Here is a 22,526-nt window from a genome sequence, read left to right as displayed (position 1 = left end):
GTTGCCTGATCCAGAGTCTTCGCGGGCAAGCCTCGCTCCTACATGAGATGTGCGTCGGGCCAGAATTGTGGGACCGTCTGATACTCGTAGGAGCGAGGCTTGCCCGCGAAGAGGCTGAACAGTCAAAGTGCGAGCTCAAACCTGTCTTCACCTTCCAATGTAAGCAGAAACTTTTTGGCTCCGAGCCCACCTGCAAATCCCGTGAGAGCACCCGATGCACCGATGACGCGATGGCAAGGCGCGACAATTGAGATCGGGTTTCTTCCATTTGCAGCGCCAACCGCTCGAACTGCCTTTGGGTTGCCGATTTGCACGGCGATTTGACTGTAACTGCGGGTTTCGCCGAACGGGATGGTCAGCAACGCTTGCCAGACCTTTTGCTGGAAGTCAGTGCCGGCAAAGTCGAGCTCCAGCTCAAAGCGGTTGCGGTTGCCCGCGAAGTACTCGTTGAGTTGGCGCTCGGCCTCCAGCAACACCGGGCTGTGGATATCTTCTTGCAGGGTGGCGAAGCGAACCCGGTCGGGTTTGTCGTTCTCCCAGAGGATGGCGCAGAGTTTGTTGCCCTTGGCCACCAGGGTGAGTGTGCCGACGGGCGAGTTCATCAGTTTGAATACGTACGACATGGGTGACTCCTTGATCCGACAGGCGCTTCAGACGTCACTGGACGGTGAAGGCGATCGTTCATCGTTGTCAGAGGACGTATTCACAATAATTTGTGGTTCAACCGCAAGAACTACGTTTCTTGCGGTTGAACTTGATGATTGCTCCCATGCTGCCGCGTGGGTATGCGGCTGTGACGCTTTGCGTCACGGGACGCGGAGCGTCCCCAGAGGCATTCCCACGCAGAGCGTGGGAACGATCAAGCATGCGTGTACCTGGCGGGCAGCCGATCAGTGCGCTTCCTCCAACTCATGATGCAGCAAGCCGAATATCTCGCGTTTCATTTCGATGAACGAGCGCTCCATGACCATGTCCAGGGTGCGCGGGCGGTCGATGGGTACGTCGAGGATTTTTTTGATTCGCCCGGGCTTTGCGCCCATGACGTACACCCGGTCGCCCAGGAGGATGGCTTCGTCGATGTCGTGGGTGACGAACAGCACGGTCTTTTTGCTGTTGCCCCACACCCGCAGCAACAGTTGCTGCATTTGCAAGCGGGTCTGGCTGTCGAGGGCACCGAAGGGTTCGTCCATCAGCAGGATTTGCGGGTCGTTGGCCAGGGCGCGGGCGATGGCTACGCGCTGCATCATGCCGCCGGAGAGTTGCTTGGCGTAGTTGTCGGCGAAGCTCGTCAGGCCGACTTCGTTCACGTAGTAGTCGACAATTTCCTTGCGCCGGGCAGCGGGCATGCCGCGACGTTTGAGGCCGAATTCGACGTTTTGCCGCACCGTCAGCCACGGAAACAAGGTGTAGCTCTGGAATACCATGCCGCGATCGGCGCCGGGGCCTTCGACTTGCTGGCCACCCACGTAGATCTCCCCCTCCGTGGGTTCGGCCAGGCCGGCCGTCAGGTACAGCAGGCTGGATTTTCCGCAGCCCGACGGCCCCACCAGCACCGCGAATTGCTGGTCCGGCACTTCAAACGAGACCTTTTCCAGCGCTGTGAAGATGCCGCCGTCGGGCTTCTGGTAGCGCAGGCTGACCTTGTCCACTTGCAACCGTGGCGCGGCCTGTACCGAGGTGGCAGCAGGGGTGACGAAGCGATGATTGGCAGCGGTTACTGAGCCCATGCGGCGATCCTCAGACGAAGGAAGCGGAACAGTTGATCGGTGATCAGGCCCAACAGGCCAATGATCGCAATGGCGAGAAAGATCACATCCACTTGAAAGCCGCGCATGGCTTTCAGGCTCAGGTAACCCAGGCCACTGGAGGCCGCCACCAGTTCGGCGACGACCAGATAGGTCCAGGCCCAGCCCATGGTGACCCGCAGGGTATCGAGCACACCCGGCAGCGAGGCCGGAGCGATGACATGCAACACTGCATCGCGACGGCTCGAACCGAGGGTGTAGGAGGCATTGATCAGGTCCTTCGATATGCCTTTCGACACATCGGCAATCATCACCAGCTGCTGGAAGAACACCCCGAAAATGATCACCGAAACCCGCTGCTCCAGGCCGATGCCGATCCACAGGATGAACAGCGGCACAAAGGAGGTCACCGGCAGGTAGCGGATGAAGTTGACCATGGGTTCGAGGAACGCTTGAACGATGCGGAAGCTGCCCATCAGCAAACCCAAGGGCACTGCCACCAGCGACGAGACGATGAAGCCGACCATAACCACTTCCAGGCTGGCCCACACATGCACCCCCAGTGTGCCGTCGCGCCCCAGACGCAGCGCGGCGTCCAGCACCGCCCCCGGGGTCGGCAGAAACATGCCCGGCACCACGCCGCCGTAAGACAGTCCCGCCCATAACCCGATCAACAACACCCAGGCCATGGCGCTGGCACTCAAGATCACTTGCGCCGGCAGACCGGTCTTGGGCGTGACGCAGCGGCTCAACCATGAATTTCGCTTGAACATGCTGACCTCCTAGAGCGGGGTGACGAAGCGGTTGTCCACGAGGTCGTCATTACTGACGTTGTAGGGTTTGCCCTGAAGTTCGCTGGCAGTTTCGTTGGCCAGTTTGATCAGCGCCGCGCTGTCGCCCGGTTTGCCCAGCGAGCCGAGAAGCTTCTCGCTCATGGTCTGATCGTAGAAGCGCACGCCCTTGGCGGCGGCAGCCAGTTCTTTGGGATCCGACAGGTAACCGCCGACACCCTTGGCCATGATTTTGTAGGCCTCTTCGGGATGTTCCTGGGTGTACTGCACGGCTTTGTACAAACCGGCGACCAACGCTTTGACGTCTTGCGGTTGTTTTTCAATGACCGCGCAGTTGAGCGCTACCACATCGACAATGACGCCGGGGGTGGAACTGCTGTCGATCAGCACCTTGCCTTGTTGCTTGTCACGGACCATCGACAGATGGGGTTCCCAGGTCACGGCAGCCGGTACCCGGCCAGCGATGAACGCGGTGGCAGCGTCATCAGCAGTCATGTTCTGAACGATCAGGTCGCTCATTTTCATGCCGTTCTTTTTCAGCAGGTACGACAGCCAGAACTGCGACACCGAGCCTTCGTTCACGGCGATGGCCTTGCCTTTGAGCTCCTGCAAATTCTTGACGTCCTTGCCGACCAGCACACCGTCGCCACCATGGCTTTCATCCAGCGCCGCCACCGCTTTGAAGCAGAACTGCGGACGGTACTTGAGTACTTCGTCGATGGTCGAGGCCGAGCCGGACAGCTGACCTGAAGCTTGAGCGGCCATGTACATCGAAGCCTCTTCAACGACTGGCAGTTCGACCGTCAGGCCATTCTCCTTGAAGTAGCCCAGATCCTGAGCGAGGTAGAGGGTGCCATAGCCGACCCAGGTGGTATGGCCGATGGACAGGGTGCCGGCCTGGGCGCTGGTGGCGACGCAGGTGGCGATGGCGGTGATCGCCAGGGGATGGGCGAAACGGATTAGCAAGGACTTGATCATGAAGCACTCCCACAGCTATTGATTTAGTTTTGTCTTGCGGGGCAGTACGGCCAGCGGCCTTGAACAGGTGCAACGTGCGGTCTCTGTCTGGACCTTGAAGTGGTCAGCGTTCGGCTGACTGGCGTGATCGATGTTGACCCAAGCCCGGGGATAGGAAAATGAGGAAATATGTCGCCGGGAACGATGAAAAACCTCGGTAGCGCGCACTGCAAAAGGGCGCCGTGGGCGGGGCGCCCGGGGTGGGTGCGGTTTGGGGAAAAGAAGATCGTTCCCACGCTCTGCGTGGGAATGCCGCCATGGACGCTCTGCGTCTGCTTTGAGATGTGACGCAGAGCGTCACGGAATGCATTCCCACGCGGAGCGTGGGAACGATCAATCATAAGGTCCGCAGGACCTTCGGCAATATCAGAGTCGGCCAAACTCCTGCGCCGTGCGGTCCACTGCGCGCAAGGTTTTACCGACCAGTTCGTCCACTTCTTCGCGGCTGGCGATCAGCGCCGGGGCCATGATCATCCGGCCCAGGGTCGAACGGATGATCACACCTTCTTCGAAACCCAGAGTCCGGCAGCGCCAGGCGATGTCGCTCTCGTTGGCAAAGCGCTTGCGAGTGGTTTTGTCTTCGGCGAACTGCAAGGCGGCGACCATGCCGACACCTTGAATGTCACCCACCAACGGGTGCTTGCCGAACACCTCGCGCAAGCACTGCTGCAGGTACGGGCCGATATCATCTTTCACCCGTGTGACCACCCCCTCGTCGCGCAACGCCTTGAGGTTGGCGATGGCCACCGCCGCTGCCACCGGGTGACCGGAATAGGTCAGGCCGTGGGCGAACACCCCGCCCTGCTCCACCAGCACTTCGGCCATGCGCCTGGACAACACCAGCCCGCCCATGGGGATGTAACCCGAGGTCAGGCCCTTGGCGATGGCCAGCGTGTCCGGCTCGAAACCGAAGTGCTCGTGGGCGAACCATTCGCCGGTGCGACCGAAGCCGCCAATCACTTCGTCGGCGCACAGCAGCACGTCGTATTTATGGCAGATCCGCTGAATCTCCGGCCAGTAGCTTTCTGGCGGGAAAATCATTCCGCCGGCGCCCTGGAAGGGTTCGGCAACGAACGCCGCGACCTTGTCCGCGCCAAGTTCGAGGATCTTGTCTTCCAGTTGCCGCGCCGCCCGCAGACCGAACTCAGCCGGCGTCAGGTTGCCTTCATGGGCGAACCAATAGGGTTCGTCGATGTGCGCGATATCCGGAATCATCCCGCCCATTTCATGCATGAACTTCATGCCGCCCAGCGCCGTGGCCGCAAGCGTCGAGCCGTGGTAACCGTTCCAGCGGCCGATCATGATTTTCTTCTCGGGTTTGCCGAGGATGGTCCAGTAGCGGCGCACCGTGCGGATCAGTACTTCGTTGGCTTCGGAGCCTGAGTTGGTGTAGATCGCGTGGCTGTAGTGACCCGGCAGCAGACTGAACAGCAGTTCCGAGAGTTCGATCACCTGTGGGTGAGTGGTGTGGAAAAACATGTTGTAGTACGGCAACTGCTCCAGTTGCTGGCTCGCCGCAGCGGCCAGATCCTTGCGCCCGTAACCGAGGTTGGTGCACCAAAGACCCGACATGCCGTCCAGGTAACGCTGGCCATCGTTGTCCCACAAATGCAGGCGCTCGCCACGAACCATGACCCTCGGCCCTTCGTCATTGAGCGCTTTCTGATCAACAAATGCATGGATGTGGTGCGCGGCATCGGCGGCCTGGTAGTCGCGGGTTTCACGTAGGGTGGTCATCGCCAGTTCTCCGTTTTTATTGTCAGCGCAGTTGAAACCAGGTGGTCTTCAACTGGGTGTATTTATCGAATGAGTGCAGCGACAGGTCGCGGCCGAAGCCGGACTGCTTACCGCCACCGAACGGCACCGTCACGTCCAGCGCATCGACGCTATTGACCGAAACCGTGCCGGCACGCAATTGCCGCGCCACGCGGTGGGCGCGATTGAGATCGTCGGTCCACAGCGACGCGGCCAGACCGTAGACGCTGTCGTTAGCCAGTTGCAGGGCATGTGCTTCATCATCGAAGGCCGTGACTGCCAGCACCGGACCGAATACTTCATCGCGAAACAGCGGCATGTCCGGGCTCACGCCGGTAAAGATCGTCGGCTGGATAAAGTTATGGGACCCATTGAAGGTCAGTTGCTGACCACCGCAAACGCATTGCGCGCCTTGCCGTTCGGCGGCCTGGATAAACGTCATGATCCTCCCGGTCTGACGGCTGTCGACAATAGCACCGGCGGTGCTTGAAGGATCCAGTGGATCGCCCGGCTGCCAGCGTTCGACCTGAGCCTCGAGGCGCTCGACAAACTCATCATGAATCGAGCGCTCCACCAGCAACCGCGAGTTGGCCGAACAGACTTCGCCCTGATTGAAGAAGATCCCGAACGCGGCTTTCTGCGCCGCCAGCTCCAGGTCCTGGCAATCGGCGAACACCAGGTTGGCACTCTTGCCGCCGCATTCGAGCCAGACTTGCTTGAGGTTCGATTGCGCCGAGTACTGCATGAAATACTTGCCGACTTCGGTGGAGCCGGTGAACACCAGGCAATCGATGTCCGGGTGCAGACCCAGCGCCTTGCCCGCCTGTTCGCCAAGACCCGGCAGCACGTTCAGCACACCTTCCGGCAAACCGGCTTCCAGCGCCAGTTCACCCAGACGCAATGCAGAGAATGGTGATTGCTCGGCGGGTTTGAGAATCACCGAGTTGCCCGCGGCCAGGGCCGGCGCGAGTTTCCAGGCAGCCATGTCCAGCGGGAAATTCCACGGCACCACCGCCGCGACCACACCCAGGGCTTCACGGGTGATGGTCGCCAACACGTTCTGCGCACTTGGCGCGACCTGGTCATAGAGCTTGTCGAGGCTTTCGGCGTACCAGCGAAACACGCCGACGGCACCCGGCACGTCGATGTTGTAGGCGTCCATCACCGGTTTGCCCATGTTTAGCGAGTCGAGCAGCGCCAGTTCTTCGCGGTGGGTCATGATCAAGTCCGCCAGGCGCAGCAGCACCTGCTTGCGCTCACTGGGTGAACGCGCCGACCAACTGCCGGACTCGAACGCCTGACGCGCGCAGAGCACCGCCGCATCAACGTCTTCGCTGCCACAAGCGACGACCCGGGCCAGGCACTCGCCGGTGGCCGGGTTGATCGCGGCAAAGGTTTGCCCGGATTGCGCAGGCGCGCTTTTACCGCCGATCAGTGCCTGATCACGAAAGCGCAGCGTGGCTGCCCGGCGTTGCCAATATTCAAGCTCGAACACGTTCAGACTCCCCTGATGCTGACTATTGGAGTGGATGGTGGCGCAGGCCCTGGTCGAGGAAAAATAGTAAATATGTGTTCGCAGGCCATGAAAAAACTGGGCAGCTAAATACCCCAAGCGCACGCCTTGTGGTTATTGTTCTGGTACAAGAAAAGCGCTCGCCAAGCGGACGTGGCGGTGCGCAATTTGCTTAGGCTCTAAGCAACAGAAGTCGAGCCAGAAGATGTCTGGCTTCGAATTCACCCACCCCGCGACGGGGCATAGAACGAGGTTCGCTGTGGCTGCCTACAATCTGCGTCAACTGAAGTACTTCATCACCACCGTCGAATGCGGCAGCGTCGCCGAGGCTTCGCGCAAGCTGTACATCGCACAGCCATCGATCTCCACGGCGATCAAGGGACTGGAAGACAGCTTTGGCGTGCAACTGCTGATCCGCCATCATGCCCAGGGGGTTTCACTGACGCCCAGCGGCGCACGCTTTTATCGCAAGGCTCAGGAGCTGTTGCGCATGGCCAAGGAGTTCGAACAGAACGCCCTGGCCGACAACGATGTAGTGGCCGGGCAGATCGATATCGGTTGCTTCGAAACCGTGGCGCCGCTGTATTTGCCGCAGTTGATCGCAGGCTTTTCCGCGCTCTATCCGGGAGTGGAAATCCGTATCCGCGACGGCGAACAACAGGAGCTGGTGCAAGGCCTGACGTCAGGCACCTTTGACCTGGCGATCCTCTATGAACACGACCTGGACGGCACCATCCAGACCGAACCGCTGATGCCTGCGCAGCGACCTTATGCATTGCTGCCGGCCGACCATCGCTTTGCCCGGCAAGCGCAGGTTTCCCTGCGTGACTTGTGCCTGGAGCCGATGATTCTGCTGGACGTGCAGCCGAGCAGGACCTACTTCGTCAGTCTGTTTGAAGAGTTTGATTTGACACCCAGAATTGCCTTCAGCTCACCGTCGATCGAGATGGTTCGGGGGATGGTGGGCCAGGGTTTCGGCTTTTCGATTCTGGTGACCCGGCCGCATTCGGAATGCACCTATGACGGGCAGAAAGTGGTGTGCGTGGATATCGTCGAAGACGTCACCGGTTCAGGTCTGGTGGCAGCCTGGCTCAAGCGCGGGCAACTGACCAAACCGGCGCAGCTGTTTGCTGATTATTGTCGGGAGCAGCTCACAGCGAAGGCCGAAAGATCTCTGTGATCTCTAGGCCCTCATCGCGAGCAATCGAGCGTCGACCGGCTGCTCCTACAGGGTTGATGATCGTTCCCACGCTCTGCGGCCGCTCCTGGATGTGACGCAGAGCGTCACGGGCTGCATTCCCACGCGGAGCGTGGGAACGAGACTCAGGTGGGTTGACGCAACCACTGCACCAACCGCTCCAGCATCCGTTCACAGCCCTGCATCTGCTCGACGCTGACGAATTCATCCGGCTTGTGCCCTTGGTCCATGCTGCCCGGCCCGCACACCACGGTGGGAATCCCGGCCTGATTGAACAGCCCACCTTCAGTGCCAAAGGCCACGGTGCCGAATTCGCTGGAGCCACTGAGCCGGGCGATGAGCTCTGCCGCGAAACCTTCGGGGTCGGTCGCCAGTCCCGGATAACCGCTCAAGGGCTGAAAGCGAATTGCCGTTTCAGGCCGTACGACCTGCATCTTCGGCAGCAATTCCTGCTCGGCATAGGCTTGCAACGCGTCCGCGACCTGCGCCGGATCGAAGCTGGGCAAGGCCCGCACTTCAAAGTCGAACTCACACTGCGCCGGCACGATGTTCAGCGCCGTCCCGCCGCGAATCACCCCGGTCTGCACGGTTGAATAGGGCGGATCGAATCGCAGATCAAGGCCTTCGCTCTCCGCCAGCGCGTCGCCGATCTGCCCCAGCTTGCCGATAAGCCGTGCCGCATATTCGATGGCATTGACCCCTTGCGGTGCATAGGCCGAATGGCAGGCCGCGCCTTGCACGCAGCAGCGCATTGCCAGTTTGCCTTTGTGCCCGAGTACCGGGCGCAGCTCGGTGGGTTCGCCAATGATGCAGGCCAGCGGCTTGGGGTCGCGTTGCGCAAGCTCGGCCAGCAATGAGCGCACGCCGAGACAGCCGACTTCTTCATCGTAGGAAAACGCCAGATGTACCGGTACCTGCAACGCTGCAGCGACAAAATCCGGAACTGCCGCCAGCACGCAAGCCAGATAGCCTTTCATGTCTGCCGTGCCGCGACCGTACAGGCGCCCTTCCCGCTCGCTCAAGGTAAAGGGTTCGACGGTCCACGGCTGACCGTCCACTGGCACCACATCGGTATGCCCGGACAGCACGATGCCACGTCGATCCGTGGGGCCGATGCTGGCGTAGAGGTTGGCCTTGGTTCGTTCGGCATTGAAGAACATTTCGCTGACCACGCCAAAATCCGCGAGGTAGTCGCGGATAAATTCGATCATGGCCAGGTTGGACTCACGGCTGACGGTATTGAAGCCGATCAGCCGCTCCAGCAACGCACGACTTCTAAAGGCACTCATTCATCACCCGGCACACCGTAGCTGGGCGCGACCGTCGGGTTCAGCGCACGGATGACGTAGTCGTCCATTTGCGGGCGATAAGCCTGCCAGAGTTGATCAAGCTGACCGATCGGGTTTTGTTCAGCCCAGTCCACCCGCAGATCGACAATAGGCCAAAGCAGATCACTGACCACCGACAACGCCGCCGAATGCACCGGTCCAGCCTCACCGCCAGCCGCCATGGCCGCATGCATGGCCGCGAGCAAACGATCGGCCAATAACTCGCCGGCGGTGACTTCGAATGCGTCAACCATCGCCTGAATCACCCCTGGGTTCGCCAGCAGGTTACCGGCGGCCACGCATTGTTCACCCGCGACGGCGTTGTTCACGCCCAGCGCCTGGCTGCCGGTAAACAGCGCCGTGGCGCCGTGATGATCGATCACCGCGACCTGGCGGTATTGGCTGAAGCCGTGGCGGGTCAAGGCTTTGTCCAGCGCCGCGCTGGCGCTTTCCCCGGCGTCGAGCAGGTCAAGAATTTCCGGGCCGAGGGCCGGCAAGGTGATGTTCTGGGTCGCTACCGCGCCGACGCCCGCGCGCAACCAGGGGCAACGCGCACCAACGGCGATGCTCGACGAGCTGATGGCAATTCCCAGTTGCCCGGTTTCAGCGCAACGACCGACGATGGAAAAAGTCATCTGCTCGCCTCCTGGTCCGGGATCACTGCAATCACGTCGATTTCCATCAGCCACTCAGGCTGCCCGAGGCCGGCAACCACCAGCCCGGTGGAGATCGGAAACACGCCCTTGAGCCATTTGCCGATTTCCCGATAGACCGGCTCGCGAAAGCGCGGGTCGGTGATGTAGGTGGTGGTCTTGACGATATGGCTCAGGTCGCTGCCAGCCTCTTCCAGCAACTGCTTGAGGTTCTTCATCGCCTGCTCGGCCTGGGCCCGTGGATCACCCAGGCCGACAAGCTTGCCTTCGAAGTCGGTGCCAACCTGACCGCGTACGTACACCGTATTGCCGGCGACGACAGCCTGGCAAAGGTCATTGTCCAGGGTCTGGTTGGGGTAGGTCTCTTTGGTGTTGAACATGCGAATGCGGGTATGGGTTGGCTTGGACATCTGAAGCTCCTGGGGGAAGAAAGGCAAAATATGGCCCGGCGGTTCAACCGCCGGTGCGGATCTTGAGCATCAAGCGCTTACGGTTGTTTTATTGACGACCGGGGCGGCAGGGGCGGTTTCGCAGTCTTCTGCCTGACGTTGCGCGGCATCCCGGTAGGCGAGGTATTTACGCTGCGTGGCGATATGGTCAGCCACATGCTTGGCGTCGTGCCAAACGCCCCAGATGAACGAGGAGCCACGACGCGACTGCCACGGCAGGCCCAGGAAATACACGCCAGGCTCGCTCGAAACGCCCCGCTGATGCTGCGGCTTACCGTTGGCGTCGAAGGCGTCGACCTTCAGCCAGCTGTAATCAACGGCAAAACCGGTTGCCCAGATGATCGATGTCACGCCGGCCTCGGCCAGGTCGAGCTCAAGAATGGGCGTGGTCACACACTCCGGATCCGCGAAGGTATGACGTGCTTCAGGTTCTTCCGGCAGGTCCAGGCCATTGCGCTCAATGTAGGCGTCAGCCGCATTGAGCAGCGCCAGGTAGTTCTCATCGCCGCGAGCCAGGTTGTCGGCAAGATTCGCCTGGAAGGTCGCCACGGCGCCATTGAACGATTGCGTCAGGCCAACCAGCGTCATCCCGCGATGGGCGAGATCGCGGAAGTCCACCGTACGGCCGCCATGGGCACCGCTGACGGCAATGGTGACGTGTTCCCTGCCCGGCTTCATGGCCGCCGCATCCCATTCACCGAGAACGCCCAGCCACCAGCAGAAGTCACGGTTGCGATAGGCGCGGGGCGGGCGATCGTGTGCGCCAACCGAGAGGTAAACCTTCTTGCCGGCACGCTGCAACTCATCGGCAATTTGCACTCCCGACGACCCGGCACCCACGACCAATACAGCCCCTTCGGGAAGCTGCGCTGGATTGCGGTATTCGGCCGAATGGATCTGTGTGAACTGCTCATCTTTCGGAGCGATCGGCGGGATAACCGGACGCTGGAAAGGTCCGGTGGCGGCCACCACGCGGTTGGCCTCGATCACGCCCTCGGAGGTTTCAATGGTGAAGCCTGGCCGGCCAACATTGCGTTCCACCTTCTTCACTTCCACGCCGGTGCGGATGGGCGCATTGAACTTCCTGGCATAGGCTTCGAAGTAATCCGCAACCCGCTCTTTCGGGGCAAAGCCGTCGGGACTGAGATCGTCGAACTCAAGACCCGGAAAACGATCGTGCCAGGCCGGACCGTTGGCAACCAGCGAATCCCAGCGTCCGGTGCGCCAGCGTTCGGCGATACGATTGCGCTCCAGCACGAGGTGGGACACACCGAGTTTGCTCAGGTGTTCACTCATGGCCACCCCAGCCTGACCGGCGCCAACAACCAGCGTATCTATTTTTATTTTATCAATGGTCATCTCTACACCCTTCTAACAAGCAGTTGGATTCAGGTCGGACATGGCTTGTCATCTCTTGGCGCAAGACTAGGGATCACCCCTCTATTGGTAAAATATTATTAAGCTGGTAATTGAAGATAAATAACTGATGCAGAGCCTTTTGACCCGTTTAAATCGCGGGTCTGGATGAGGTGTAAAGATGCGTTTTACCCAGATATCGTTTGCCCGGCGAACACCTGGGCCACCGGCCCCCGCACACCACGGGCGCGCCACTACTGGACAATGCCCTGGCAAGTTTTGATTGCCACATCGAGCACCAAATGGACCTGGGCACCCACACGGTGTTTATTGGCAAGGTGGTGGCAGTGAAAAGCCGTGAAAGCGCGCCGCTGGCGTATTCGCAGAGGACATTTTGCGGGTTACAGGCGTTGGAGGCGGTTTAGCAATGCCGGTCTGGCGAGCACTTGTGGTGAGGGAGCTTGCCACAGGGTTCATGCCCGACATTCTGGATCACCCCAACACCCCCAATTCCTTCGCCCGGGCCACGGCCTGGGTCCGGCGCTCGACGCCGAGTTTGCTGTTGATGTGGCTGGCGTGGGTTTTTACGGTGTGCAGGGAGATGAACAGCCGATCGCTGATTTCCTGGTTCGAGCAGCCTTGGGCGATCAATTGCAGGACCGCCATTTCGCGGGCACTCAGACTTTCGGTGTGATGCTGCGGCTCGACCGGCTCCCGGGCCACGGTTACGGCCGCAGGCAAGCGCTCAAGCAAGCTTTGGCGCAGCGCAGGTTGCGAACTGAGCTGAAGTTGCTCCCTCAGCCAGTCGGGATGGCCACCCAGCAACCACTCGAAAGGTTGCAATACGCCCCCCGCCGCCGCTTCAAACGCCTGGGCCAAGGCTTGCCGTGCTTCAGGTTCGCACCCGCTACCGAGCAGCAACGTGACCTTCTGATTCAACGCCATCGCGCTGAGCATCTGCCGACCGGTTCGCTGCCCATGCTCGACCAGTGTATTCAACCGCTGCTCGGCCACTGCGGGCCGCCCCTGGATCACGTCCAGCAAGGCCTGTTGCAGTTCGATGTGCATCGGCAGTTGTGGATGGAATTCCGGAGGCGCTGCTGCCTTTTCACCGTTATAGGTCTGCCCTAGCCGCGCCAGCCACGCTTCGGCCAGATCGGTACGGCCCTGAGCCAGCCACAGCTCGCATTTGACCAGGGTGATCATCGCCAGGTAGTAGATCGGCGGCACGTCCCAGATGTGCATCAACCGCTCGGCTTCGGCCAGTTCGGCAAAGGCTTTGGCGAACTGGCCGTTACACCCTTCGAGCTTGGCGATCACACAATGACCGATCAGCACACTGATATCCCGACAGGCTCGAGCTTCGCCCAATCCGGCCTGTAATCGAGCGAGCCCGGCTTCGGGCTGCATGCGCAGGGTCAGCAAAAATCCTTCATACAGAGTCAGGCGAGCGCGAACTGCGTACAGCCGCTGCGGGGACAACTTCTGCAGGCGTTGCAAACCCTGGCGCACCTCATCGAGCGCGCGGAGGATTTCCCCCCGGGCTTGCAGCACCCGGGCCCGATCGTAATGGGCCAGGGCTTCGAAAAGCGGGTTGCCAACGCGTTGCGCCAACTCCAGCGAATCACGGTTCAAACCACGGGCGCGCCACAGGTCGGCGTCGGCAATTGCCAGATTGGAGAGCGTCGAAAGACACATCAAGCGCTGCCCGTAACGCTTGTGCGGCAGGCTCTCCAGCGCTTGCGTGCAATAAAGCAGGGTCAGCTCGCGGTTACCGCGACCACGGGCGATGATCCCGCTCAGCGCCAGCCATTGAGCCAGCATGGATTTCTGCGCGGTCGCCGAAGGTGCCGGCAGGAATCGACTCAAATGGCTCGCCAGCTCCTCGGCCGCGTCCAGCTGACAGGCGAGTCCAAGCGCCCAGCTATAGAGCACGATCAACCGCGGCGTGCTGATCAGCAGGCTGTCGGGAAGGTCCATTTTCCAGCGCAGCAGCATGCCAACGTTTTGCTCGGCCAGCAGCTGTTCTTCGGAAAGGTTCTGCACCAGATTCGCCGCCACATCCAGGTGTCCGGCACGCAACGCCTGTTCCACCGCTTCATCGAGCAAGCCCTGGGCATTGAACCAGCGGCAAGCCCGCAGGTGCAGACTGGCGGCCGGCAATACCGCATTGGTCGTGGGGCGGGTACGCAGCAGGTCGGAAAACAAATGGTGATAACGATACCAATGGCCTTGATCATCCAGTGGCACGAGAAAAACCTGATGGGCCTGCAAATACCGAAGAATTTCAGCGCTGTCGTGGGCTTCGCGAACAGCGTCGCACAACTCGCTGCAAAAACGCTCCTGCGGCGCGGTGTCATACAGGAATGACTGCACCTCGACGGGCAGACAATCGATGACTTCTTCGAGCAGGTAGTCGCGAATCAACCCTTCCCCGCCGTGTAACGCCTGAGGCAGAGCACCGCCATTGCCGGCTTCGGAGGCCGCCAGCAGCCAGAAGCGCAGCCCGGCAACCCAGCCCTCACTGCGCTGGATCAGGCTTTCCAGGGCTTCACCGCGCAGCGAACTGCTGTGCCTGTCGAGCAATGTCAGAGATTCGTCGTGAGTCAGGCGCAGGTCCTGCTCATGCAACTCAAGCAATTGCCGGGACAGCCGCAAACGCGCCAGGTGCCAGTCCGGACGCTGACGGCTGGTGACCAGCACCAACAAGCCATCGGGCAAATGATTGAGGAAAAATTGCAGGCAGCGATCGAGCACCGGTCCCTGGGCCAGATGGTAGTCATCCAGCACCAGCAATAACGGATTGCTCGCACTGAGGTGCTCGGCCAGTTCATCCAGCAGACCATCCAGCCATTCTTCGAAGGCAAACGGCTGGTGCCGCTGGCGCATTTTCAACAGACCAAGAGCCTGACTGCCCAGTTGCGGGAAATATTGTTGAAGACCGTCGAGCAGGCGCTCGAGGAAGCGGCCAGGGTCGTTGTCACGAGGACTCAGTCCCAACCAGAGGCTTTGCCAGTGAGCAGGCAGGCTCTGACAGAACTCCACCGCCAGGGAGCTTTTACCAAAACCGGCCGGCGCGCTGACCAACAGCAAACGCCCGCTCAAGCCCGCACTCAGGCGCTCGCACAAGCGAGGCCGCAGTACATAGCCGTCGGGCAAGGGTGGTCGGTAAAAACGCCCTTCCAGTGCTGGAATCGCCACACTGGAAGGCCCTTGTAAGCGGGACAGGTCAGTCATAGCCAACTCTTGTTGAAGTGCTGTTGTCGGCATTGCAGATGTCCGCAGACTAGCGGTAAAAGGCCTCGTTTTGTAGATTTCCGCTACAAATTGATAGAAAAAGAATACAACCAAAATTGTCAGCGCCGGTTTGCCGTTACCACCGGCCAGCCAGAGAAAACCGCATAGCTCTTCGTAGGAGCCGGGCTTGCCCGCGAATGGGACGACGCGGTTTACCTGAAACCCCTCGGCGCCTGTGCCGATGCCTCGCGGGCAAGCCTCGCTCCTACCTTGATGAGCCCAATAGAAAACGCCCCGATCCAGTCGGGGCGTTCAGAGGATGCGGCCTCTGTTTTACAACGTATTAGCGAACACCATCCTGACGCAGTGCAGCAGGGGTGAAATCGCTGGTGGTCGCGGTGAAGCCGAAGTCATACGCCTGTTTCTCTTCGTTCTTCATGCCCAGTGCCAGGTAGCGACCCGATTGCAGGTCGTAGAGGGTTTCCAGGGCGTACCACGGCACTTGCTTGTCGTAATAGTTTTCAGCATGGGCTTCGGCCACACGCCAGAGTTGATTGCGACCATCGTAGTGATCGATCACCGCCGCTTGCCAGGTGTCTTCGTCAATGTAGAAGTCACGCTTGGCGTAGATGTGACGCTGGCCTTCCTTGAGGGTAGCAACCACATGCCAGACCCGACGCAGCTCGTAACGCGCCAGGTCCTGGTTGATGTGACCGGCCTTGATGATGTCGGTGTACTTGAGCTGCGGTGAATCGAGCTTGTAGCTGTCGGAGGCGATGTACATCTCCTTCTTGCCTTCAAGTTTCCAGTCATAACGATCTGGCGCGCCGTTGTACATGTCCAGGTTGTCAGAGGTGCGCAGGCCGTCAGCCGCGGTACCCGGACCGTCATAGGACACTTGTGGAGCCCGACGCACGCGACGCTGACCGGCGTTGTAGACCCACGCCGAACGCGGTTCCTTCACCTGGTCGAGGGTTTCGTGCACCAGCAGCACACCACCGGCCAGTCGTGCCGGAGCGGTCACTTTCTGCTTGAAGTAGAACAGGATGTTGCCCGGGCTTTTCGGGTCGTAGTCCTTCATCTTGTCGCGGAACACGAACTGGTCCTGGAAGTACACCATGCTGTACGAGCCGTTTGCCTGTGGCGTGGCCTGGGTCACCAGACGGGTCACGCTGCCGCCACGATAGCGGGTGATGTGGTTCCAGATAACCTCAACGCCACTTTTTGGAATCGGGAAAGGCACTGCGGTCTCGAAGTTCTCCAGACCGTTGCCGCCGGAGACCAGATTGGTGTTGGTGGCATTCCTTTTGATGGCGGCGAGTACGTCATCCGGCACAGTGGCGCCGCGATGGGACGGGTAAACCGGCATCTTGAAGGTTTCCGGGTAGCGCTTGAACATCGCGTACTGCCCTGGAGCCAGCTTCTCTTTGTACTTATCGACGTTCTGCGCGGTGATGGTGAACAGCGGCTTTTCACTGCCATAAGGGTCGGACAGGAAGCCTTTGCTGTCGATGCTACCGGCGTTCCTGGCCATCGGTTTCCAGGCCGGGATCGAGCCATCGGCATTACCGGCCATCTCGGCGCCCATTGGTGTCAGGCTTTTGCCCAGTTTGTCCGCTTCAGCCGCGGGAACCGCTGCCATGACGCTGCTCGCCAGCAGCGAAAGCCCAAGGACACCGACGTGCAACAGACTCTTGGTTATTTTCATATTTTTGTTCGTCCTGAAGATGCAGTGCTTAGAAGTTCACGCCGACGCTGAGCGCAACGAAGTCGCGGTCATCCACGGTGCTGTACTTACCGCCAAAGAAGTTGGTGTATGCCAGGCTTGCGGTGTAGGTGTTCTGGTATTCAGCATCGACCCCAAGGCTCACGGCCTTGCGACCTTCTTCGAAGTTACCGCCAGGGCCAGGGGAATAGCCGCTGACGTCATGGGACCAGGCCACATTCGGCTTGAGGTTCACACCGGCGAACACGTCGGGGTACTCCCAGATGGCGCGGCCGCGATAACCCCACGAGTTGGCCGTGGTGAAACCATTGTTGTTGCAGTTGCTGCTACGGTTATTGGCCGAAGCACCCGGACCGGCACCGTTGATGGTGGAGGTGTTGAGGATCTGCGAGCAGGTGTCCAGACCACCCGTGGCTGGCAGTTCGCCTGGGCCGAAGACCGGATCGCGGCCGTAACGGACGTCGGACGTGCTTTCCAGGCCACCGACGTGAGTCAGGCCGACTTCACCCACCAGGGTCAGACGCTGGGCACCCATGACCTGATCGAAGAAGTGCGTCAGGGTGGTCTGGATCTGGGTGATTTCCTTGCGGCGATAGCCGTGCAGGTCTTCACCCGGAACGCCAGTGAGCAAGGAGGCGTTGGTCAGCGCACCGCCCAGTGGGCGAACCCCAGCGAACAGAATGTCAGTGGAGTTCAACTGCACCGGGGCATTCGGACGGTAGCTGATCTCACCGCTCCACGCGGTACCGGTAGGCAGGGTGGTGGAGAAGCTCAGACCATAGAGGCGGATGTCTTCAGGGTACTCGACGAAATACTGCGAGTTACCCGCGACCACCAGCGGCCCCAAGGCCTGGAATGGACCCGGCAAGGCCTTGACGCCGTTGAAAACCGACTGCGGAGCCCCGGTGGCACTGAAGATCGGCGCCCGGCTGTGGTAGTTCATGAAGTACGCACCGAACTCGGTGTCCAGCGGGTCGAACATGTACTTGAAGGACGCGCCCCACTGGCCGCTGTTACGGGCTTCGCGATCATCACCACGACGAACCAGCACCCCTTCTTCGTTGACATCAACGCCGGCGGCGGCCAATGGCCCCAATGCGACTGCCGGGATGGTGGAGCGCTTGTTCAGTACACGCAGGTTGTCGGTGCAACCGTTGGCAATGATGTCTGGCTGGGAGAAAAAGGTGCCGCAGTTATCGACAACGGTCTGGTCCCATCCGATCTGGTAGAACGCCTCGGCCGACAGGCTCTCGGTCAGGCTTTGCGAGATGTAGAACATGTTGACCGGGATCAGGCCTTCCTTGATCTCGGCACCAGGACGACGGAACGCGGAAACATCGATCGGGTTGATCGAGTTGATACCGCCGCCAATGAAGGTACTTTCGCCCCAGCTTACGACCTGTTTGCCCAGACGCACGGAACCCGGCTCGTCGCCAATGGAGTAGTTGTGATAGACAAAGGCGTCGAGGATTTCCCCACCCGACGACTTGGCGCCTTCCTTACGTCCGTCGTTGCTGACGTTCTTGAATTCCAGATCCTGGTTTTGCAGCGCGAAGTCGTACCAGTATTTACCGCGTACGAAGACGCCGGTATCGCCGTATTTCAGTTCAAGGTCATGGATGCCCTTGAAGATCTTCGAAAAGGCTTGCCCGCTCTTGAAGTTCAAGTGACCGTCATCGGAGGTCTGGGACAGGCCTTTCCCACCGTTGTTGACGCCGATCAGGTTCTTGTTCGGCTGCTGGGTTGACACACTCATACCCAGGGAGAGAGACGAGTCGAACTGACCTTCGATTTCACCGATGTTGAAACTGACGCCGAATGCGGGCCCGGCAAGCGTAGAGGCGAGACTGACCGCCAGGGGCAGTTTCGCCCGGCGCCAGAACTGGTTTACTGATGTCATCGACGCTACTCCATGTGCTTTATTTTTATGGCTGTGAGCACTTCTAAAAACGCTCTGAGTGACAGGAAACCAGGTTGTCCCAAAGTCAGTCAGAGTTGCATCGCCCCGTTTTGTGCGTTTGCCCCGTTCTTAAAAATCCTTGAGCGGACTATAGCCAGCAGGTAGTACTGCTTGATCCCTCTAAAGTGTGATTTGCAGCGCAGCCCACTCTGCAACACTCCTTTCGCCAAACCGGCAGATGCCGGCACGACAAGGATGACTGAAAATAACGTTTTGACAAGCCAAGCGCTTGCTTGGTGGGCTTGCCGTGCCCTTTCGGGCACTGCAAAGGACGCTTAAAGCGTCGAGAGGAAGGTGCTGTTGTTGGTCTGCCACTCAGTGATGTCGAGGCGGATGCGCTTCTTGTCGAGTTTGCCGACACTGGTCTTGGGAATTTCAGTAACAAGGGCGATCTGGCTAGGAATTGCCCATTTGCTGAGATGGCCCAACTCAACGAACGGCTTGAGATGTTCCTTGAGCTCCCTGGCTTCAATCGCGTGCCCTTCGCGCACTACCAGCAGTGCAAACGGCCGCTCGCCCCATTGCGGATCCGGAATGCCGACCACTGCTACTTCGCGTACCGCCGGATGGCGGCTGATCAGGTCTTCCAACGCCAGGGACGACACCCATTCGCCACCTGTCTTGATCACATCCTTGATCCGGTCACGAATATCGATCACGCCCATACTGTCCAGGGTGGCCACGTCGCCGGTGTGCAACCAACCGCCGGCCCATAGTTCAGCCCCCTTCTGCGGTTCGCGGAAATAACCCTCGGTCAGCCATGGCGCACGTAACACCAATTCGCCCTGGGACTCGCCATCAGCCGGCAGGAAGTTGCCATCGTCATCGACAATCGCCGCTTCCACCAGTGGCCCTGGCACACCGGCCTTGATTCGATAGGTGGTGCGTTCGTCTTCAGTACCGGCCATCAGTTCGTCATTGAGATGAGCGCAAGACACCAGCGGGCCGGTCTCCGACATGCCGTAAGCGGCGGTCAGTTGAATACCCTTGGCCTTGGACGCTTCGTACAGCGCACGGTTGAGGGCGCTGCCACCGATAACGATTTTCCAGCCGCCGAAGTCTGTGTCCCTGGCCGCCTTGGCATTGAGCAGCATCTGCAGGATGGTCGGGACGCAATGGGAGAAGGTGACCTTTTCCTTGCGCCACAACTGCACCAGATACTCCGGATCGTAACGACCGGGATAAACCTGCTTGAGCCCGAGCATGGTCGCCACATACGGTAGGCCCCAGGCATGTACGTGGAACATCGGCGTGATGGGCATGTACACATCGTTTGTGCCCAACAGTCGCACACTGTCGATGCTGCCCATGATCGTCGACACGCCCATGGTGTGCAGTACCAATTGCCGATGGGTGAAATACACCCCTTTTGGATTACCCGTGGTGCCGGTGGTGTAGAAAGTGGTCGCGACCGAGTTCTCGTCGAAGTCTTCGAAGTTGTACTGCGGGCTGGCCGCGGCCAGCAGTTGCTCATACTCGCCAACCAGATTCGGCAAATCAGCGGTTTTTTCCGCCCCGTCGGTCAGCAGCAGGGTTTTCTCGACTGTGGTCAGCTGCCCGGCAATTGCCTGGTAGAGCCCCGTGAACTCACTGTAGACCAGCACGAAGCGGTCCTGGGCGTGGTTCATGGTGTAGAGAATCTGCTCAGGCGACAGACGCACGTTGATGGTGTGGATCACCGCGCCAATCATCGGAATGGCGAACATGCACTCCAGATAGCGATGGCTGTCCCAGTCCATCACCGCCACGGTATCACCGGCCTTGACCCCGGCTGCCGTCAGTACGTTGGCCAACCGCGCGACACGCTCAATGAGGGTCGGGTAGCTATAGCGCAGTTGATCACGGTAGACGATCTCGCGGGTTTTCTCGTAACGGCTGCCGGACATCAGCAGCCGCTTGATCAACAGCGGGTATTGATAAGCGCCTTCGGCTGGCGGGATAACGCGAGTCTGCAACATAAGAATCCCTTTTGTGACTGCACGGTCTTGGCTGTAAAGATCTGCACTTTAGAACCCCTTTATGACAGCCAAATCAGCCAAAGGAATGATTTGCAGAGCCGTACAAATGCCGGCCTTGAGCCAGCATTCATTTCCGGTCGTACAATCAATGCATCTCGGTGAATGCCAGCTTCACGCCAATGGCGATCAGCACCGCGCCCATGGTCCGGTCGAACCAGTGGCCCATGCGGGCGAAACCGGCGCGTACCCGCTGCTGGCTGAACAGCATGGCCACCAGGCAGAACCAGAAACCGGTTGCCACGGCCAGGTAAACCCCATAACCCGCCTGAATCGCCAGCGGTGTTTGCGGGTTGATGACTACGGTGAACAACGACAGGAAGAACAATGTCGCCTTGGGGTTCAGGCCATTGGTCACGAAACCTGCGGTAAAAGCGCCGCGAGCCGTGCGTTCTCCGGCTTCCTTGCGCAGGTCTTCAGTCGCCGGCCTGGCCGGCTGGGCGCGCAGGGCCTTGAAACCGATGTACAGCAGATAGGCGGCCGCCAGCCATTTCAGGGCATTGAACAGGACGATCGACTGCGACACGATCAGGCCGATACCCAGTAATGAATAGCCCACATGCAGGAAGATCGCCATACCGACGCCCAAGGCCGTCCAGGTACCCGCACGGCGACCGTGAGTCACGCTTTCGCGCACCACCACGGCAAAGTCCGGGCCGGGGCTTGCAACAGCGAGCAGGTGAATAAGGGCGACGGTCAAGAACTCTGTCCAGTACATGGGGGCTCCTTTTTGGCAGGGAGTATCAAATTGTTTCATCTGTTAGGCTCGCCACATTACGCCTTCAGTTAACCGCACAAAAGGTACAGTTGATGAGTAACAATCGCCGCGCCGTGTTCCTTGACCACACTTCCCTGGACCTGGGCGACCTTGACCTCAGTGCGCTGCGAAACAGTTTCAGCGATCTGCAGCTGTGCGCACAAACCACGCAGGATCAAGTGATCGAACGCCTGCAAGGTGCCAACGTCGCCATCAGCAACAAAATCATGCTCAACGCCGAAACGTTAGCCGCCTGCCCCGAACTGAAGCTGATCCTGATTGCCGCCACCGGCACCAATAACGTCGACCTCGCCGCCGCTCGCGCCCACGGCATCACCGTCAGCAATTGCCAGGGTTACGGCACACCGTCAGTTGCCCAGCACACGATCATGCTGCTACTGGCCCTGGCCACGCGCCTGAGTGACTATCAGAAAGCGGTCGGCGAAGGCCGCTGGCAACAGGCCAGGCAGTTTTGCCTGCTGGACTTCCCCATTGTCGAGCTGGAAGGCAAGACCCTCGGCCTGTTGGGCCATGGCGAACTGGGCGGCGCCGTCGCGCGGCTGGCCGAAGCCTTCGGCATGCGCGTACTGCTCGGCCAACTACCCGGACGCCCTGCCCGCGCCGATCGTTTACCGCTGGAGGAGCTGTTGCCGCAAGTCGACGCGCTGACCCTGCACTGCCCGCTCAATGAACACACGCGCAACTTCATCAGCTCCCGCGAGCTGGCGTTGCTTAAACCCGGCGCCTTCATCGTCAACACCGCTCGCGGCGGCTTGATCGACGAACAAGCTCTGGCCGACGCCTTGCGCAGCGGTCACCTCGGCGGCGCGGCCACCGACGTGCTGAGCGTCGAGCCGCCGACTGCCGGCAATCCCTTGCTGACCAACGACATTCCACGCCTGATAGTTACCCCGCACAACGCCTGGGGCAGTCGCGAGGCTCGGCAGCGGATCGTCGGTCAGTTGACGGAAAACGCCCAGGCGTTTTTCAACGGTACAGCGCTGCGGGTCGTCAATTGATAAACTG

General features: G+C 60.0%; 18 protein-coding genes. 3 read left to right on the top strand and 15 right to left on the bottom strand.

What is annotated here, in order from left to right; all coding sequences use genetic code 11:
• Positions 1-122 precede the first annotated feature (122 nt).
• From AC07O1_RS13035 to AC07O1_RS13010, 6 genes are all read right to left on the bottom strand, one after another.
• Entirely contained in the window at positions 123-623 is a 501-nt protein-coding gene (locus AC07O1_RS13035) for a methylated-DNA--[protein]-cysteine S-methyltransferase (protein WP_495089030.1), read from the bottom strand.
• A 267-nt stretch (positions 624-890) separates the two neighbouring features.
• A complete protein-coding gene (locus tag AC07O1_RS13030; RefSeq protein ID WP_495089029.1) occupies positions 891-1,727 on the bottom strand; it encodes an ABC transporter ATP-binding protein in 837 nt (278 codons plus the stop codon).
• A complete protein-coding gene (locus AC07O1_RS13025) occupies positions 1,715-2,518 on the bottom strand; it encodes an ABC transporter permease (protein ID WP_495024469.1) in 804 nt (267 codons plus the stop codon). Before AC07O1_RS13025 ends, AC07O1_RS13030 begins: the two co-directional genes overlap by 13 nt.
• A 9-nt stretch (positions 2,519-2,527) precedes the next feature.
• A complete protein-coding gene (locus AC07O1_RS13020; RefSeq protein WP_494991838.1) occupies positions 2,528-3,514 on the bottom strand; it encodes an ABC transporter substrate-binding protein in 987 nt (328 codons plus the stop codon).
• A gap of 405 nt (positions 3,515-3,919) precedes the next feature.
• The gene (locus AC07O1_RS13015) at positions 3,920-5,290 is read right to left on the bottom strand and encodes an aspartate aminotransferase family protein (RefSeq protein WP_495089028.1); all 1,371 of its coding nucleotides are present in this window, start codon (positions 5,288-5,290) and stop codon (positions 3,920-3,922) included.
• 22 nt (positions 5,291-5,312) lie between these two features.
• Positions 5,313-6,803 (bottom strand): aldehyde dehydrogenase, encoded by a 1,491-nt coding sequence (locus AC07O1_RS13010; RefSeq protein WP_495089027.1) that lies wholly within the window; start codon positions 6,801-6,803, stop codon positions 5,313-5,315.
• A gap of 277 nt (positions 6,804-7,080) precedes the next feature.
• Here AC07O1_RS13010 and AC07O1_RS13005 point away from each other — a divergent pair, with 277 nt between their 5' ends.
• On the top strand, positions 7,081-8,001 hold the full coding sequence (locus AC07O1_RS13005) for a LysR substrate-binding domain-containing protein (protein ID WP_494991835.1): 921 nt from the start codon (positions 7,081-7,083) through the stop codon (positions 7,999-8,001).
• Between the two features lie 143 nt (positions 8,002-8,144).
• Here the strand turns inward: AC07O1_RS13005 and argE are convergent, their stop codons facing one another.
• The 4 genes from argE to AC07O1_RS12985 form a co-directional block, all read right to left on the bottom strand.
• Positions 8,145-9,308: an acetylornithine deacetylase gene (argE, locus tag AC07O1_RS13000; protein ID WP_495089026.1), complete on the bottom strand. Its 1,164-nt coding sequence runs from the start codon at positions 9,306-9,308 to the stop codon at positions 8,145-8,147.
• Complete coding sequence (locus tag AC07O1_RS12995) at positions 9,305-9,982, bottom strand: DUF1028 domain-containing protein (RefSeq protein ID WP_494991833.1); 678 nt, start codon at positions 9,980-9,982, stop codon at positions 9,305-9,307. Before AC07O1_RS12995 ends, argE begins: the two co-directional genes overlap by 4 nt.
• Positions 9,979-10,410 (bottom strand): RidA family protein, encoded by a 432-nt coding sequence (locus AC07O1_RS12990; protein ID WP_489072351.1) that lies wholly within the window; start codon positions 10,408-10,410, stop codon positions 9,979-9,981. Before AC07O1_RS12990 ends, AC07O1_RS12995 begins: the two co-directional genes overlap by 4 nt.
• A 69-nt stretch (positions 10,411-10,479) precedes the next feature.
• Entirely contained in the window at positions 10,480-11,808 is a 1,329-nt protein-coding gene (locus AC07O1_RS12985) for a flavin-containing monooxygenase (protein WP_495089025.1), read from the bottom strand.
• A gap of 200 nt (positions 11,809-12,008) precedes the next feature.
• Here AC07O1_RS12985 and AC07O1_RS12980 point away from each other — a divergent pair, with 200 nt between their 5' ends.
• Positions 12,009-12,230 (top strand): flavin reductase family protein, encoded by a 222-nt coding sequence (locus tag AC07O1_RS12980; RefSeq protein ID WP_495089024.1) that lies wholly within the window; start codon positions 12,009-12,011, stop codon positions 12,228-12,230.
• A gap of 67 nt (positions 12,231-12,297) precedes the next feature.
• On the opposite strand, the gene AC07O1_RS12975 is transcribed toward AC07O1_RS12980, so the two are convergent.
• The 5 genes from AC07O1_RS12975 to AC07O1_RS12955 form a co-directional block, all read right to left on the bottom strand.
• A complete protein-coding gene (locus AC07O1_RS12975; RefSeq protein WP_495089023.1) occupies positions 12,298-15,042 on the bottom strand; it encodes a winged helix-turn-helix domain-containing protein in 2,745 nt (914 codons plus the stop codon).
• Between the two features lie 343 nt (positions 15,043-15,385).
• Entirely contained in the window at positions 15,386-16,750 is a 1,365-nt protein-coding gene (locus tag AC07O1_RS12970; RefSeq protein ID WP_495089022.1) for a DUF1329 domain-containing protein, read from the bottom strand.
• Positions 16,751-16,778: 28 nt separating this feature from the next.
• Entirely contained in the window at positions 16,779-18,668 is a 1,890-nt protein-coding gene (locus AC07O1_RS12965) for a DUF1302 domain-containing protein (RefSeq protein WP_495089021.1), read from the bottom strand.
• A gap of 335 nt (positions 18,669-19,003) precedes the next feature.
• The gene (locus AC07O1_RS12960) at positions 19,004-20,686 is read right to left on the bottom strand and encodes a fatty acid--CoA ligase (RefSeq protein ID WP_494991826.1); all 1,683 of its coding nucleotides are present in this window, start codon (positions 20,684-20,686) and stop codon (positions 19,004-19,006) included.
• Between the two features lie 145 nt (positions 20,687-20,831).
• Positions 20,832-21,461 carry a LysE family translocator gene (locus AC07O1_RS12955; protein WP_495089020.1) on the bottom strand — a complete coding sequence of 210 codons (630 nt, stop codon included), beginning with the start codon at positions 21,459-21,461 and terminating at the stop codon, positions 20,832-20,834.
• A 92-nt stretch (positions 21,462-21,553) separates the two neighbouring features.
• Here AC07O1_RS12955 and AC07O1_RS12950 point away from each other — a divergent pair, with 92 nt between their 5' ends.
• A complete protein-coding gene (locus AC07O1_RS12950; protein WP_495089019.1) occupies positions 21,554-22,519 on the top strand; it encodes a 2-hydroxyacid dehydrogenase in 966 nt (321 codons plus the stop codon).
• Positions 22,520-22,526: the final 7 nt, after the last annotated feature.

Source organism: Pseudomonas sp. GW821-FHT07G10 (assembly GCF_059418545.1).
This window is presented reverse-complemented; position numbering and strand designations above follow the sequence as displayed.

Coding starts and splice junctions, on each gene's coding strand:
- AC07O1_RS12985 (WP_495089025.1), bottom strand. CDS start 11,808: ATGACCATTGATAAAATAAAAATAGATACGCTGGTTGTTGGCGCCGGT.
- AC07O1_RS12960 (WP_494991826.1), bottom strand. CDS start 20,686: ATGTTGCAGACTCGCGTTATCCCGCCAGCCGAAGGCGCTTATCAATAC.
- AC07O1_RS12975 (WP_495089023.1), bottom strand. CDS start 15,042: ATGACTGACCTGTCCCGCTTACAAGGGCCTTCCAGTGTGGCGATTCCA.
- AC07O1_RS12995 (WP_494991833.1), bottom strand. CDS start 9,982: ATGACTTTTTCCATCGTCGGTCGTTGCGCTGAAACCGGGCAACTGGGA.
- AC07O1_RS13025 (WP_495024469.1), bottom strand. CDS start 2,518: ATGTTCAAGCGAAATTCATGGTTGAGCCGCTGCGTCACGCCCAAGACC.
- argE (WP_495089026.1), bottom strand. CDS start 9,308: ATGAGTGCCTTTAGAAGTCGTGCGTTGCTGGAGCGGCTGATCGGCTTC.
- AC07O1_RS12950 (WP_495089019.1), top strand. CDS start 21,554: ATGAGTAACAATCGCCGCGCCGTGTTCCTTGACCACACTTCCCTGGAC.
- AC07O1_RS12965 (WP_495089021.1), bottom strand. CDS start 18,668: ATGACATCAGTAAACCAGTTCTGGCGCCGGGCGAAACTGCCCCTGGCG.
- AC07O1_RS13020 (WP_494991838.1), bottom strand. CDS start 3,514: ATGATCAAGTCCTTGCTAATCCGTTTCGCCCATCCCCTGGCGATCACC.
- AC07O1_RS12990 (WP_489072351.1), bottom strand. CDS start 10,410: ATGTCCAAGCCAACCCATACCCGCATTCGCATGTTCAACACCAAAGAG.
- AC07O1_RS12955 (WP_495089020.1), bottom strand. CDS start 21,461: ATGTACTGGACAGAGTTCTTGACCGTCGCCCTTATTCACCTGCTCGCT.
- AC07O1_RS13035 (WP_495089030.1), bottom strand. CDS start 623: ATGTCGTACGTATTCAAACTGATGAACTCGCCCGTCGGCACACTCACC.
- AC07O1_RS12970 (WP_495089022.1), bottom strand. CDS start 16,750: ATGAAAATAACCAAGAGTCTGTTGCACGTCGGTGTCCTTGGGCTTTCG.
- AC07O1_RS13030 (WP_495089029.1), bottom strand. CDS start 1,727: ATGGGCTCAGTAACCGCTGCCAATCATCGCTTCGTCACCCCTGCTGCC.
- AC07O1_RS13015 (WP_495089028.1), bottom strand. CDS start 5,290: ATGACCACCCTACGTGAAACCCGCGACTACCAGGCCGCCGATGCCGCG.